We start from the raw sequence: 15106 nt of genomic DNA, 5'->3' as shown, positions 1-15106 counted from the left end.
TACCATTAAAAATACGAAAAAAGGAGCAAAAAACTATAGTTTTCTACTCCTTTTTATTAACAATTAATTCCTAAAAAGACTTTTTCAGTGCCCTCGCCGCGGCAAATGGTGTTTTTGTTTATAGTATTGAAGTAACTATTTGTCCTTTGTAAAAGGTATCTTTTGACTATCATTGACAATCATATCAAATCCGTTTTGGGCTTCATTAAATTGAAATTTAAGTCCTGCTCTTTTTGATTCGAAAAAGTCCTTGCCTATTGGTTCAACGCTAAATTTAGGATAACCAGTTATCTCTACATTAAGAACGCTGTTTTTTTCACTGAAAACAATCTTTATAGGAGCTTTATCATTAGAATAAGTACCCAAATAACCGTCTAAAATAAGGTCCTTTTCAATTACACCTTTAGCTGGAGTCCAAATATTATTTCCTTCATTATTGTCTGGAAAAGCGTGATCTGGATCTAAAGTGATACTTTCAATTTCTTCGGTAGAATCATGCTTAAACGACCATACCTTATTTCTTTGCCAAACTTCAACCGGTAAATTTACACGACTCACTTTTCCGCTTGTAGTTTTTACATCTAAAACTATTGGCATAGCCATTTTGTCGAAATTCTCAACTGTAATAACAACACCTTGTTTAGGATCATTTTTTACATATTTGATTGAGTTGATTCCTTGGTCTAAACGCCAGTTGTTTACAAACCAACTTCTCCAAAACCAGCTTAAATCCTCACCAGCTACATTTTCCATTGTTCTGAAAAAGTCATCCGGAGTAGGATGTTTAAAAGCCCAGCGTTCTACATAAGTACGAAAAGCCAAATCAAAACGCTCTTCACCTAATACTTGCTCACGTAAAACAATCAGTGCTGAACTTGGTTTAAAATAACACAAAAGACCAATATTTGCCTCCTTCATATTATCTGGAGAACTCATCACAGTTTCTAATTCAGGTCTGGTGAACGCTTCTGCCATTTTATGAAAATCAACGGCTTCTGATTTGTATTCTCCATTGTTGAAGTCAACTGAACTTAATGAATTAATAAAGGTATTGAAGCCTTCATCCATCCATCCAAATAAACGTTCATTTGAACCTACAATCATAGGAAACCAGTTATGTCCAAATTCATGATCAGTAACTCCCCATAAATCTTCTCCTTTAGATTCCCATCCACAAAAAACGATTCCTGGATATTCCATTCCGCCTTCATTTCCTGCAACATTTGTCGCCACTGGATAAGAATATTCAAACCATCTTTTTGAATAGTTCTCAATAGAAGCCTTAGTAAACTCTGTCGAGCGACCCCAAGCTTCATTACCTGCACTTTCTACTGGATAAGCTGACAATGCCAAAGACTTTTTACCACTTGGTAAATTGATTGCAGCACCGTCTAATATAAATGCTGCTGAAGATGCCCACGACATATCCCTAGCATTTATTAATTTATAATGCCATGTTTTAGTAGTCGCAACGCTAGTGTTTGCTGCAGCTGACACTTCATCTGCTGTGCGTATAAAAACTGTTTTATCGCTTTTCTTGGCTTGTGCTAATCTACTTTGTTCTACTGTACTGTAGACAGCTGTTGGATTCATCAATTCTCCTGAACAAACAACAATATGATTAGATGGCGCAGTAATGTTTACGTCAAAATCACCGTATTCCAAGTAAAATTCAGATGCTCCTAAATATGGATTGACATTCCAACCTTGTACATCATCATATACGCACATACGCGGGTACCACTGTGCAATGGTAAAAATTTTCCCGTTTTTAGTGTCAAGAACTCCTGTACGGTCCGATCCTTCCAAAGGAGAAATATAGGAATATTCAATTTTAATTTTTACTGACCCCCCTTTGGCCTTTAATTCCTGAGGAAGCATAACCTGCATTCTAGTATCAGTAATTACATATTTAGTATCAACCTCAGTAACTTTACCTTTAGTTGCGGTAATAACCTTAACGGATTTTATTTTACTCCCTCCATCAAAATTTTGTCCCTGAGCTCCATTACGACTTCCTGTTAAAGGAACGACCGCGTTACCACGTGAATCTGATTTGAATAAATTTTGCTCTACATTCATCCATACAAAAGACATTTTATCTGGACTATTATTAGTGTAGGTAATAATATCAGTACCCACAATCTCATTATTAGACTCATTTAGCTTTACAGTCAGAAGATAATCAGCCCTGTTTTGCCAATATTCTGCACCAGGCTGGCCACTTGCAGAACGAGTCGCCGTTCCGTTTTTCGAATAAAAAAATGGTGCAAAAGCATCATGGTAATTGTAATTTGTAGTTGGTGCAACCTTTGCGTCAGCAGGAAGTTGTTGTGCCCATAGGGAAGATACTCCCAACAATAAAGCCAAATGTAGTAAGGCTTTGAACCGAATGTTTTTCATGTTTTTCACTGTTTGTTCAGCAAATTAATGAAAAGAAGCAGAATAATAAAATTAATTGAGGCATTATATTAAAAATTATGCGAATCTTATTAAAAAAGGAATTAGTTACTATTCTTTGTTTAAAATAAAAATTAAGAAATATATTTACAATTTCAATACTATATTAAAACAATCTATCATTTTGACTACAATAATAACCAACTCGTATTTGACAGTAGAAATTAATCATTCTGGTGCGGAACTATTTTCACTTAAAGCTAATGGCAATAATAAAGAATATATCTGGGAAGGAAATCCGGAATTTTGGGGCAAGCACTCCCCTATTCTATTCCCAATTGTAGGGACCTTGAAAGACAATAGCTATACTCATAACAATGTATTATACCACTTATCTAGACATGGTTTTGCCAGAGATGGAGTTTTTCAATTAATTGCAAAAAAAGAAAATAGCGTCACTTTTTCAATACAGTCCTCAGAAGAGACATTAAAAGTATATCCCTTTGATTTTGAATTGCAAATTAGCTATACCCTTGAAGATAAAAGTCTAAACATTAATTACAAGGTTATCAATAAGGGAGAATCCAAAATGCCATTTTCAATAGGAGCGCATCCTGCTTTCTCTTTAGCTGGAAATTTCGACAATTATAGTCTCCAATTTGAAAAAGAGGAACCTCTGGTCTACAATCTGCTGGAAAATGATTTAATTTCAAATAAAACTAGAATATTAGCGACTACAAACAATGTAGTTCCATTAGACTATCAATTGTTCGAAAATGATGCCTTGATCTTTAAATCCCTACAATCTAATTATCTAACCATATTAGAGACTGGGAATCCAATTTTGAGAGTACGTTACGATGACTTTCCGCACCTTGGTATTTGGACAAAAAAAGATGCGCCATTTCTCTGTATCGAGCCTTGGTTTGGCTATTCAGATTCTGTTGAAAGTTCTGGTAAGATTATGGAAAAAGAAGGCATTCAAATATTGGACTCCAATGAAACTTTCAAATCAAAATTTAGTATCGAAATCCTCTAATCAATATAATATGTTACAGCTTAATTTTGAACCATTTCCTAATCTTGAAACGGAACGTTTGCTTTTAAGGCGCGTCATTGCTACTGATACAAAAGAGATTCTCGAATTGCGTTCGAATGCCGAAACCATGAAATATATTCCTAGGCCATTGCTAAAAACCGAGGAAGATGCTTTAGAGCATATTGCTAACATCGATGACAAAATAGAAACTCAGGAAGGAATTAATTGGGCTATTACTTTAAAAGACAGTCCAAAACTAATTGGAGTAATTGGCCATTATAGAATACGACCAGAACATTTTAGAGCAGAAGTGGGCTATATGTTACTACCGCAATTTCATGGTAAAGGGATTATTCCGGAAGCCATAAAGGCAGTCCTAAAATATGGTTTTGAAAAAATGGGATTACATTCTATCGAAGCAGTTATAGATCCCGCTAATTTAGCGTCAGAGAAAGTATTGCAAAAAAGTGGATTCACAAAAGAAGCTCATTTAATAGAAAACGAATATTTTGAGGGACGCTTTTTGGACACTGTTATTTATTCACTACTAAATAAACCATAGCGTAAACTATAATAAATATATTACAATTGTATTAACTGATGTTTTATATTTACATTCAAATAAAGAATAAAAACACTTTTATATCGACCATCAACCTTATCATGAAAAAAAATTTCTTATTACTTATCATCTTATTTTCAATTCAATCACAAAGCCAGACCTACATAAAAGTAAATGCTTTAACCACTCTACTGACTGTTCCAAATATAGGAATTGAAACTAGTATTGGTAAAAAATCAACCTTTCAATTTGATATTCTAGCATCACCATGGAAATCTATCAACGGAAAGCCTAAACAATTTTACACGTTTATACCAGAATACCGCTACCACTTCCATGAAAAAAACAATGGATTTTATGTTGGGGCACATATTGGCGCCACTCTATTTAATTTCCAGAAATGGAATTATTTGAATACCGATCAATATGAAAAAGGTTTTGGCTACATAATGGGAGCAACAATAGGGTACCAAACGAAAATAAACGACAAGTTTATGCTGGATGTTTTTCTTGGGGGAGGAAATCAACAAGGATTCTACAAAGGCTACCTTATAAGTAGTGGAGAGCGTTATGATGGCGCCGAAAATTATAACAAAAGCGGGGAATGGTTGCCTTATAGAGGTGGAGTTATGGTTTCTTATAAATTGAATTAATTCTTAAACTTAGATTGAGTATTTAAGTATAATTCTTCCACTTTTTTTCGTGCCCATTCCGTTTTGCGTAAAAAAGTCAAACTCGATTTAATACTTGGGTTTTCATTAAAACATTTAATGTTTACTATTTCACCTAAGGTATCAAATCCGTAATGGTCTACTAGTTTTTCCAAAATTGTTTTAAGAGTAATCCCGTGAAGAGGGTCTTTTGATTGCTGCTTTTCCATATTGCAAATTTATATCAATTTTTCAAAAAATAGTGTGGATTAATTGATTTGTTCCTACATTTGTAATCCTATGCTAAAAACAATAAACATACTTAATAAAAGAGCCCGATACGATTACGAAATAATCGAAAAATTCACTGCTGGAATTGTTTTGGCAGGAACTGAAATTAAATCAATTCGTTTGGGGAAAGCCAATATTACCGAAAGCTTTTGTGAATTTAGCGGTACGGAACTCTTTGCAATAAATACTTATATTGAAGAATATACTTTTGGAAACCAATTCAATCATAAAGCAAGAAGCGAAAGAAAACTTTTGCTGAATAAGAAAGAACTAAAGAGTTTGGCAAAAAGTGTTCAAGCAAAAGGATTGACTATTGTTCCTTTGAAGTTATTTACTAATGAAAAAGGGTTAGCTAAACTCGAAATTGGACTTTGTAGAGGTAAGAAAACTTATGACAAACGAGAATCTCTTAAAGAGCAAGACACTAAGCGTGATCTTGCTAGAATCAAAAAAGAGTTTTAAAGTATAATAAAGGCCAACATAACTGGCCTTTTTTTACGGCTGATTTAATGACTTAAATTGTCAAGACAATATAAATTTATTTATTTAAAATGAAAAGTTTACTTAAAAATGCACGAGAACAAAAAGGACTAAAAACAAGAGAAGTCGCTCAGCTATTAAGTATAGATCAGGCTTTAGTAAGTAAATTTGAAAGTGGAACAAGAAAACCTACCAAGGATCAAATAACAAAATTGGCAGCTCTACTTGAGATTAATTTTGAAACATTGATGATCGTTTGGTTAAAAGAGAAAATAATTCACGAAATTGGTCAAGAGGAATTTGCTTTGCAAGCACTCAAGGATGCCGAAGCTGAAATTATAACCCTAAGAATTTCCTCTGCCAATAAAATTTCGCCCCAGCTTCAAAAACTGTTAGATGAAATTGATGTATTAAAGTTAAAAACTGAACCTTTTAGCCCAATTGAGAATACTCAATTTATTCAAACATTAGAGCTAGAATATACATTTGAAAGTAATCGCCTAGAAGGAAACACCTTGACGCTATCAGAAACTGATTTGGTTGTCAATGAAGGTCAAACCATTACAGGCAAGAACATGCGAGAACATATGGAAGCGCTAAATCATATTGAAGCCATAGCCTTTATCAAAAATTTAATTGACAAGAATCTTCCGCTTAACGAAAAAGAATTTACCGCCATTCACAGTCTTATTCTAAGAGGAGTTCTTCCCAAAGAAGCAGGACAATACCGCAAAATTCCATTTACTGTAAAAGAAAATAGCTTTACTCCCTCAGAACCTTCAAAAATTCAAAAAGAAATGGAGGCTCTCTTTAACTGGTATGAAATGAACCGAAGCACTTTGCATCCTATCATTTTAGCCACGGAAATGCAGCAACGCATATTGGCTATTTATCCTTTCACAAATGGAAATGGAAAGGTTTCCAGATTAATTATGAATCTCGTATTATTACAAAATGGCTATCTGATTGCTAACATAAAAGGGGATTCTGAAACTAGAATGCAATACTACCAAAAGCTTGAAAATGCACTAACAGGGAAAAATAAAGAAGACTTTATACTATTTATTGCCCAAATTGAGAAAGAAAATATAGCACGCTATATCACTTTCTTGTCCCAATAAAAAACCCATTCAGAAATATGAATGGGTTTGTCTTTAATTTTTATCTTCCAACAGAGGAACGAATCGAAATTCGCCCAATTCATGTTTCTCAAATTGAGTTTCGTTTTTCCGAATCAATAAAGTCATTATTTGCACATCACTTCCCAATGGAATAATAAGCCTACCTCCTATTTTTAATTGTGCCATTAGTGGTTTTGGTATAAAAGGCGCACCAGCGGTAACAATTATACTATCAAAGGGAGCATAGCTTGGTAATCCTTTGTATCCATCCCCAAAAGAAAGATGTTTAGGACGAATTCCCAATTTAGGCAGTAATACTGAAGTCTGCTTAAATAATTCATTTTGACGTTCTACACTAAAAACTTTGGCCCCCATCAAACACAAAACAGCTGTTTGATATCCTGAACCTGTTCCTATTTCTAAAATTTTATGTTCCTTTTTTATTTCCAATAATTGGGACTGAAAAGCAACAGTATAAGGCTGCGAAATAGTCTGACCCGCACCAATGGGGAACGCTTTATCTTGATAGGCATAATCTTCAAAACTAGAGTTCAAAAACAAATGTCTCGGAATCTTTTTTATGGCATCCAAAACATTTACATCGGTAATTCCTTTTTGCTGTAAAACATTAACTAATTGATTACGAAGTCCTTGGTGTTTAGCTGTGTCTTTCAAAGTTTATTGTTTTATTTCCGCAAAAATAGAAAACAAAATCTAATTTTGATTGCCAAATTTTAATTTTTAAATCATCAAATAATTGTCCCTTATCCTTAAGGGTTTAATCATTTAATTGCTATTTTTGTAGAAACAACATCATTATGCTGAAAATTGGAGTACTAGGTGCTGGCCATCTAGGGAAAATACATTTACGTTTATTACAACAATCTGAAAAATATGAATTAGTTGGTTTTTATGACCCTAATCAAGAGAACGCCGATAGAATATCAAAAGAATTTGGCTATAAACACTTTAGTACAATCGCTACCCTTATACATGCGGTAGACGTTATTGACATTGTTACCCCTACACTTTCCCACTACAAATGTGCTAAAGTTGCCATCAAATCAGGCAAACACGTTTTTATAGAAAAACCTATTTCAAATACATTGGCGGAAGCCGAGGAAATCATTGCTTTAGCTAATGAATATAATGTTAAAGGTCAAGTGGGACATGTGGAGCGTTTCAATCCGGCATTTATTGCTACTAAAAACATGATTGAAAATCCTATGTTTATTGAAACGCATCGTCTAGCAGAATTCAACCCTAGAGGAACAGATGTTCCGGTAGTATTGGATTTAATGATTCATGACATAGATGTTATTTTAAGTGTAGTAAAATCTAAAGTAAAAAACATTAGCGCCAGTGGTGTTTCTGTTATCAGTGATACTCCAGACATTGCAAATGCCCGAATCGAATTTGAAAATGGTTGCGTTGCTAATTTAACAGCCAGCCGAATTTCGATGAAAAACATGCGCAAAACTCGTTTCTTTCAAAAGGACGCCTACATCTCTGTAGATTTCTTGGAGAAAAAATGCGAGGTAGTTAAAATGAAAGATGCTCCAGAAGTTCCTGGGGATTTTGATATGATTTTACAAAATGCTGAAGGTGTCAAAAAGCAAATCTATTTTTCGAACCCTGATGTGGAACAAAATAACGCAATCCTTGAAGAGTTAGAAACTTTTGCTGATGCAATAAATACTAACTCCACTCCTATTGTAACTTTGGAACAAGCCACAGAAGCCTTAAGAGTAGCTTACCAAATTATAGATTGTTTTAAAAAATAGAATTACGATTCGGATTTAAAAGTTAAACGAGAAAACTTTAAAATAAAAATACAAAATAAATGAAAGTTATAGCAGTAATCGGAGCAGGAACAATGGGTAACGGAATTGCCCACACTTTTGCCCAAAGTGGTTTTACCGTAAAATTAATTGATGTTTCTGAGAAATCACTCGATAAAGGGATGGCTACAATAGCTGCCAATTTAGATAGAATGGTAACAAAAGGAACAATTACACAAGAAGATAAAGCAAAAACAATAACAAATATAATAACCTACACTGACATCAAAGATGGTGTTGTAGGGGCTGATTTAGTTGTAGAAGCAGCTACAGAAAATGTAGAGTTGAAACTAAATATTTTCAAGCAATTGAACGATGCCTGTTCTCATAATACTATTCTTGCTACTAACACTTCTTCAATTTCTATTACGCAAATTGGAGCAGTAGTTGCACACCCAGAACGCGTTATCGGGATGCATTTTATGAATCCAGTGCCTATTATGAAATTAGTCGAAATCATTCGTGGTTACAATACCAGTGACGAGGTGACTAAAACCATAATGTCATTATCAGAAAAACTAGGAAAAACACCTGTAGAGGTTAATGATTATCCCGGTTTTGTGGCTAATAGAATTTTGATGCCAATGATTAATGAAGCCATCGAAACTTTATACAACAAAGTAGCTGGCGTTTATGAAATTGATACTGTGATGAAACTGGGTATGGGACACCCGATGGGACCTTTACAATTAGCTGATTTTATTGGGCTTGATGTATGCTTAGCTATATTAAACGTGATGTATGATGGCTTTAAAAACCCAAAATATGCACCATGTCCATTATTGGTAAATATGGTTCGCGCCGGTAAATTAGGCGTGAAGTCTGGTGAAGGTTTCTACGATTACTCTGAAAGCAAAAAAGCAGAGAAAATCTCTAAACAATTTATATAAAAGACACAGTATTTACGTTGCAGTTTACGGCTGAAAACTGCAACAGAATTCTGACATAAATTTACAAAATAGATAAGTTCATCAATAATTAAAATGAACTTAATATTGTCTCGAATAAAAAACAACAATCAATTGTGACCGTCAAAACAACTATTCGAAATCTAATTTACAGTTAAATTATAAACAAGGTTAGCTTTATAAAAATTCCTTTGAAATAGTCTGAATACACAGATTTTACACCAGCCTATTCTTATCCCTCTCAACCCACAGAGATTATTTTTTGACTGAATACAAGTTAATTATACGTCCAAAAAGCACTTAGATCGAGACAAAATTCAGAAGTGGCATTGTCATTTACGAACTTTAAATTCGATAAAATTATTCTAAAAAAAGAAAAAAATGTCAATAGCTAAAAATTTACTTTCGATAAAAAATAATCTACCAGAACAGGTTACGCTCGTTGCTGTTTCAAAAACTAAACCCGTTGCTGATTTGATGGAAGCCTATGAAGCTGGTCAACGTATTTTTGGAGAAAATAAAATCCAAGAAATGGCTGAGAAATGGGAACAAATGCCTAAAGATATACAATGGCACATGATTGGACACGTTCAGACGAATAAAGTTAAATTTATGGCACCATTTGTGAGCTTAATTCATGGAGTCGACAGTTTCAAATTATTAAAAGAGATCAACAAACAAGCGGCTAAAAACAACCGAGTTATTGATTGTTTGTTACAGATGCATATTGCCGAAGAGGAGACTAAATTTGGCCTTGATGAAAAGGAACTTGACACGCTATTGACTTCAAGTGATTATCTGGAATTAAAAAATATACGAATTGTAGGATTAATGGGAATGGCGACTTTTACAGACAATCAAGACCAAATCAAAAAAGAATTCATGCATTTAAATTCTATTTTTAAGAAGTTGCAATCACATAAAGACATACTGAAGCACTGCTCAATCTTATCAATGGGAATGTCTGGAGATTATAAACTTGCCATCGAATGTGGCAGCACCATGGTTCGCATAGGAAGTAGTATCTTTGGCACACGATAATGATTTTTGAACTCTGATCAACAACCGTTGAATCAAATTTGAAAACTGATTAATAAAAACAATAAACTGAATACAAAATTGTACGCAATACTCGACATAGAAACCACAGGAGGACAATTCAACGAAGAAGGAATCACCGAAATCGCCATATATAAATTTGATGGTCATGAAATCGTGGACCAATTCATCAGTTTAATCAATCCTGAAATTCCAATCCAACCATTTGTTGTTAAGCTGACCGGTATAAATAATGCCATGTTAACTTCAGCACCTAAGTTTTTTGAAGTTGCAAAACGCATCATCGAAATGACTAATGATTGTGTTCTTGTTGCGCACAATGCTGATTTTGACTATCGCATATTACGAACGGAATTTAGACGTTTGGGTTATGATTTCAACCAAAAAACACTTTGCACAGTTGAATTATCAAAAAAACTACTTCCGGAACAGCCTTCGCACAGTTTGGGAAAATTAGTTCGTGCTTTAGGAATTCCAATGGCTGACAGACACAGAGCCAGCGGAGATGCCATGGCAACCGTGAAATTATTCAAGATGCTTCTGGACAAAGACTTAGAAAAAGAAATTGTCAAAGATTTAATTAAGACTGAAATCCAAAAAGGAATAGCGCCAAAATTACAAGATATTATAGAAAACTTACCTTCTAGAACAGGCACTTATTACATTCATAATGAAGCAGGTAAAATAATTTTTATTGGCAAAAGTAGAAACATTAAAAAAAGGGTAAATCAGCATTTTACGGGAATAACGACAAGTGCAAAAAAGATCCAAACCGAAGTTTTTACGGTTACATATGAGGAAACAGGGACTGAACTAATCGCTCTTTTGAAAGAAACCGAAGAGATTAAAATTAATAGACCCTTATATAACAGAATGTCGCGCAAGAGTAATTATTCCTGGGCCATTTATACTGAAAAGGATGCTAATGGTTTTTTAAATCTTAAATTGCAAAAAGCTGACGGCAGAAAAAAAGAGGTTTTATCCTATGTAAATGCACTTGAGGGCAAAAATGCCTTAATACAAATCACTTCTGAATTTAATTTATGTCAAAAGTTAACTGGTTTATCTCAGTCAAAAACAAGTTGTTTCCAACATACTGTCAACGAATGTGATGGCGCTTGCATTGGTAAGATATCAGTTACTGAATACAACAAACGGGTTCTGGTTTTCATAGAAAAAAACAGTTTCGATAACACAAACATGGTCATCATAGACAAAGGCCGTAACATCAATGAACGCAGCGCCGTTCTAGTTGAAAACGGAGTTTATAAAGGCTATACTTTTTATGATTTGAATTATCAGATACACAATATCGAAATTCTGAAAAATATCATAATCCCCATGCAAAGCAACCGTGATACTCGAAATATAATACAAGGACATCTTCGAAAAAACAAAGGCTTTAAGATTATAAACTTTTAGTGCAAATCAAAAATTTCATTTCTTGTATATGCACAAAATCAAATCGAAATACGACATTTTTAAACAAAAAGCCCATATCATTATCTATGGTACAAGCACTAAAGCTGGGCGTTACTTTGATCTAATTCTTTTAGCTCTCATCTTGCTAAGCATACTTTTAGTAATGATGGAAACCGTAACCGAATTTGATTTTAAATACCACGCTGAACTTGTTCTTCTTGAATGGATCATCACTGGATTTTTTACCATTGAATATTTTTTACGCATCATTTCCATCAATAAGCCCTGGAAATACATCTTAAGCTTTTATGGAATCATTGACTTGCTCGCTATTTTACCCATGTATTTATCGTTTTTCTTTATAGGTACCAGTATATTAAGCGTAGTAAGATCATTGCGTCTATTGCGTTTGTTTAAAATATTAAATCATCCGCAATTTAGCAGCCAGTCTGTCCAACTTAGAAAAGCAATCAACGCTAGCCGAGGAAAAATAGTCGTTTTTATCTATTTTGTACTCATAATTACCATCATAATAGGATCCGTGATGTATGTTGTCGAAGGAAAGCAAAGCGGTTTTACTAGTATCCCTGCAGGAATCTATTGGACCATTGTTACACTAACAACCGTGGGCTATGGAGATATCTCTCCAGTAACGCCACTAGGGCAATTTATCGCCTCCTTTGTAATGATTTTAGGATATGGTATCATTGCCGTACCTACGGGAATTGTCACCGCAGAAATAGCCAAAACAGTTCAACGAGATTCAAACCACTCTCACATTCCATGTAAAGATTGTGGTGCCGAAGAACATCATGATAATGCCAAATTTTGTCATAGCTGCGGCAGTTCTCTTTTAAAATAATTCGCCGCGGAAGCTATTTCCAGCTATCCACTTCAACTCCTCCTCTTGCTAGTTGTATTTCTAAGACATAAAAGGAGCTTCTAAAGTCGCTCTTTTACATCAAGAAATATTAACTTGCACTCGTCCGGGGTTTACGTTTCTATCTGGGCTAAAATAAACTATGAAATACCTAATTACCATTGTCGGCCCCACAGCCATAGGAAAAACTTCCTTAAGTATCCTTGTGGCAAATCATTTCAAATGCGAAATTGTATCCTGCGATAGTCGCCAATTTTTCAAGGAAATGACTACTGGAACAGCAGTTCCAAGTACATCAGAACTAGCTGCTGCCCCACATCATTTTATTCAGAACAAATCCATTTTAGCTAATTATACCGTAGGTGATTTTGAGAAGGAAGCCATTGCTAAAATCGAAGAATTATTTCTAAATAACGATTATGCTGTCCTAGTTGGTGGTTCTGGATTGTATGTCAATGCCGTTTTAAAAGGTTTTGATGAGTTTCCAGAAATAGATCCAGCTGTTCGGGAAAGCGTTAATACGAATTATGAAAAATTGGGAATCGTGTACTTGCAACAGCAATTAGAAAAACTAGATTTTGATTATTTTAAAACAATAACAAATGAAAACCCCCAAACTTTGCAAAACCCGCAACGGATGATGCGCTTTGTCGAAGTATGTATTGGTTCTGGAAAACCATACTCCTCTTTCCTGAATCAGAAAAAAAATAGTCGTAACTTCACTCCTATCCTCATTGGCCTTGAAGCCGAAAGAAGTGTCATGTACAATCGAATCAATAAACGAGTAGATATCATGATGAACGAAGGTCTTTTGGCGGAAGCGAAAGTACTATATCCAAACAAGGAAATGAACGCCTTGCAAACGGTAGGATATCGAGAATTATTTAGTTATTTCGATGGAGACTTTACATTAGAATTTGCCATTGAAGAAATCAAGAAAAATACAAGACGATTTGCTAAACGACAACTTACTTGGTTCAAAAGAGATGAAAATACAAAATGGTTTGACTACGAAACTCCTTATCAAATTATTTTCGATTATATAAAAACTAAAATTCATAATTCATAATTATTTATATGCCAATAGCTCCAAATTTCACTTCCGTTTTAAGTAAGGATTGGGAAATCAATTTTACGCAATGCATGCCCAACGGTTACTTAAAATACACTGATTTGTGCAATATTTTGCAACTGACTGCTGCAGCACATTCTGATATGGGAGGCATCAGCTTTTCAGATATGCAGCAATTCAATCAGGCTTGGGTTTTGAGTAGAATGCGTGTTGAGATCACAGCACTACCAAAATGGAGAGATATTGTAACAGTAAAAACTTGGATAAACACACTAGAGAACTCGCGATCAGTGCGTGCCTTAGAAATGTATGTCAATGGCGAAAAAATAGTTGGATCAGAAACTTTTTGGGCCGTTTTCAATACTCAAAGAAGGCGTCCAGAAGGATTAGCATTGCCATACGAGCATTTTGAATTGTATCCAGAGCTAAAAGCCACAGAAGAAAGTTTTTCAAAAATAAATATCAATTCTGAAAAGGAAGATGTGTTTGAAAAATCAGTGTATTTATCTGATTTGGATATCGTAAATCATGTAAACAATGTTAAGTATCTAGAATGGTGTTTGGATCATCTTGAAGTAGATTTGATTCTCAAACAAAAAATAAAAAGTTTTGAAATGAATTTTTTAAAAGAGCTGTCCCTTAATGACAAAGTGATAATACACGAAAATTATTCTGAAGACTCTATCCTTTTCAGCATTACAAAAGATACTAAAAATTGCTATGCACTACAGTTAATTCTTTAGTCCATTTTATAACTACAAACCGATCTCATCTAAAAGTGTTATCCATATACAAAAAACCGCTTTTACTACTTTAAAATCACATTCAAATTCCACATAGTATGTCAATAATCTTAGGAGACTGAGTAGTTCATAAAACTACAGTTATGTCTATTCAAATGACTTCCTATAAACTCTATCTTTACTTAAAGTCCGTTAATTCCATTCTTATAATATAGCAACAATATCAACTAAGCTCCAATCTTTTGCTCGAATACTTAACTAATATTTCCGCATAGAATTTCACTACATTTTTACAGCTCCGCCAGCTTAAGGATTGCTGCGAAATTATTTGAAATTTTACTATTAAAAATTAAGAAAGCCTAAATTTAAAGGATCTATAGACATCATATTTCAATGTAAGTTCTACAAATAGCTTCTTTGGATCAAGTCTAAATGTTGTGGGGAAATATATAAATAACGACTTTTGCATTTATAAAATATATCTCAATGCAAGATTCTTTTGTCGACCTTCTCAAGTTATTATTACCAGAAATTATAGTTGATTATTTCGAACTTACTTCCTATAAAAAGGGAGATGAAATCCTCCACCTTTACTTAAAAGAGGTTAATTCGATTCCTAAAGAATATCTGCAATCTAG

General features: G+C 34.1%; 15 protein-coding genes. 12 read left to right on the top strand and 3 right to left on the bottom strand.

What is annotated here, in order from left to right; translation table 11 throughout:
- Window positions 1-135: 135 nt before the first annotated feature.
- Window positions 136-2403, bottom strand: a complete 2268-nt coding sequence (locus tag BLV91_RS16450) for a M1 family metallopeptidase (RefSeq protein WP_091435243.1) — start codon at window positions 2401-2403, stop codon at window positions 136-138.
- A 181-nt stretch (window positions 2404-2584) separates the two neighbouring features.
- On the opposite strand from BLV91_RS16450, the gene BLV91_RS16445 reads away from it, so the two are divergent.
- The 3 genes from BLV91_RS16445 (at window position 2585) to BLV91_RS16435 (ending at window position 4654) form a co-directional block, all read left to right on the top strand.
- Window positions 2585-3439, top strand: a complete 855-nt coding sequence (locus BLV91_RS16445; RefSeq protein WP_091435247.1) for an aldose 1-epimerase family protein — start codon at window positions 2585-2587, stop codon at window positions 3437-3439.
- A 10-nt stretch (window positions 3440-3449) separates the two neighbouring features.
- Window positions 3450-4001: a GNAT family N-acetyltransferase gene (locus BLV91_RS16440; protein ID WP_091435245.1), complete on the top strand. Its 552-nt coding sequence runs from the start codon at window positions 3450-3452 to the stop codon at window positions 3999-4001.
- Window positions 4002-4102: 101 nt separating this feature from the next.
- Complete coding sequence (locus BLV91_RS16435) at window positions 4103-4654, top strand: DUF3575 domain-containing protein (protein WP_091435241.1); 552 nt, start codon at window positions 4103-4105, stop codon at window positions 4652-4654.
- Here BLV91_RS16435 and BLV91_RS16430 read toward each other — a convergent pair.
- A complete protein-coding gene (locus BLV91_RS16430) occupies window positions 4651-4881 on the bottom strand; it encodes a VF530 family protein (RefSeq protein WP_091435240.1) in 231 nt (76 codons plus the stop codon). The genes BLV91_RS16435 and BLV91_RS16430 overlap by 4 nt on opposite strands.
- Before the next feature lie 70 nt (window positions 4882-4951).
- On the opposite strand from BLV91_RS16430, the gene smpB reads away from it, so the two are divergent.
- Complete coding sequence (smpB, locus tag BLV91_RS16425) at window positions 4952-5404, top strand: SsrA-binding protein SmpB (RefSeq protein ID WP_091435237.1); 453 nt, start codon at window positions 4952-4954, stop codon at window positions 5402-5404.
- A gap of 89 nt (window positions 5405-5493) precedes the next feature.
- The gene (locus BLV91_RS16420) at window positions 5494-6543 is read left to right on the top strand and encodes a Fic family protein (RefSeq protein ID WP_091435235.1); all 1050 of its coding nucleotides are present in this window, start codon (window positions 5494-5496) and stop codon (window positions 6541-6543) included.
- A gap of 33 nt (window positions 6544-6576) precedes the next feature.
- Here BLV91_RS16420 and BLV91_RS16415 read toward each other — a convergent pair whose 3' ends face one another.
- Window positions 6577-7218, bottom strand: a complete 642-nt coding sequence (locus tag BLV91_RS16415; protein ID WP_091435234.1) for a protein-L-isoaspartate(D-aspartate) O-methyltransferase — start codon at window positions 7216-7218, stop codon at window positions 6577-6579.
- 143 nt (window positions 7219-7361) lie between these two features.
- Between BLV91_RS16415 and BLV91_RS16410 the strand changes: the two genes are divergently transcribed.
- From BLV91_RS16410 to BLV91_RS16380, 7 genes are all read left to right on the top strand, one after another.
- The gene (locus BLV91_RS16410; protein WP_091435231.1) at window positions 7362-8327 is read left to right on the top strand and encodes a Gfo/Idh/MocA family protein; all 966 of its coding nucleotides are present in this window, start codon (window positions 7362-7364) and stop codon (window positions 8325-8327) included.
- Between the two features lie 59 nt (window positions 8328-8386).
- Window positions 8387-9274 carry a 3-hydroxyacyl-CoA dehydrogenase family protein gene (locus BLV91_RS16405; RefSeq protein WP_091435229.1) on the top strand — a complete coding sequence of 296 codons (888 nt, stop codon included), beginning with the start codon at window positions 8387-8389 and terminating at the stop codon, window positions 9272-9274.
- Between the two features lie 399 nt (window positions 9275-9673).
- Complete coding sequence (locus BLV91_RS16400; RefSeq protein ID WP_091435227.1) at window positions 9674-10333, top strand: YggS family pyridoxal phosphate-dependent enzyme; 660 nt, start codon at window positions 9674-9676, stop codon at window positions 10331-10333.
- 78 nt (window positions 10334-10411) lie between these two features.
- Window positions 10412-11773: an exonuclease domain-containing protein gene (locus BLV91_RS16395; RefSeq protein WP_091435225.1), complete on the top strand. Its 1362-nt coding sequence runs from the start codon at window positions 10412-10414 to the stop codon at window positions 11771-11773.
- A 28-nt stretch (window positions 11774-11801) separates the two neighbouring features.
- Window positions 11802-12635: an ion transporter gene (locus BLV91_RS16390; protein WP_091435223.1), complete on the top strand. Its 834-nt coding sequence runs from the start codon at window positions 11802-11804 to the stop codon at window positions 12633-12635.
- A gap of 160 nt (window positions 12636-12795) precedes the next feature.
- Window positions 12796-13722, top strand: coding sequence for a tRNA (adenosine(37)-N6)-dimethylallyltransferase MiaA (gene miaA, locus BLV91_RS16385; protein WP_091435221.1), 927 nt, complete (start codon window positions 12796-12798; stop codon window positions 13720-13722).
- Window positions 13723-13730: 8 nt separating this feature from the next.
- Window positions 13731-14468, top strand: a complete 738-nt coding sequence (locus tag BLV91_RS16380; protein WP_091435219.1) for an acyl-[acyl-carrier-protein] thioesterase — start codon at window positions 13731-13733, stop codon at window positions 14466-14468.
- Window positions 14469-15106 lie beyond the last annotated feature (638 nt).

It is taken from the genome of Flavobacterium degerlachei, assembly GCF_900106645.1.
GTDB lineage: Bacteria > Bacteroidota > Bacteroidia > Flavobacteriales > Flavobacteriaceae > Flavobacterium > Flavobacterium degerlachei.
Note: the sequence above shows the minus strand (reverse complement) of the source record. Positions and strands in the feature narration are given on the sequence as shown.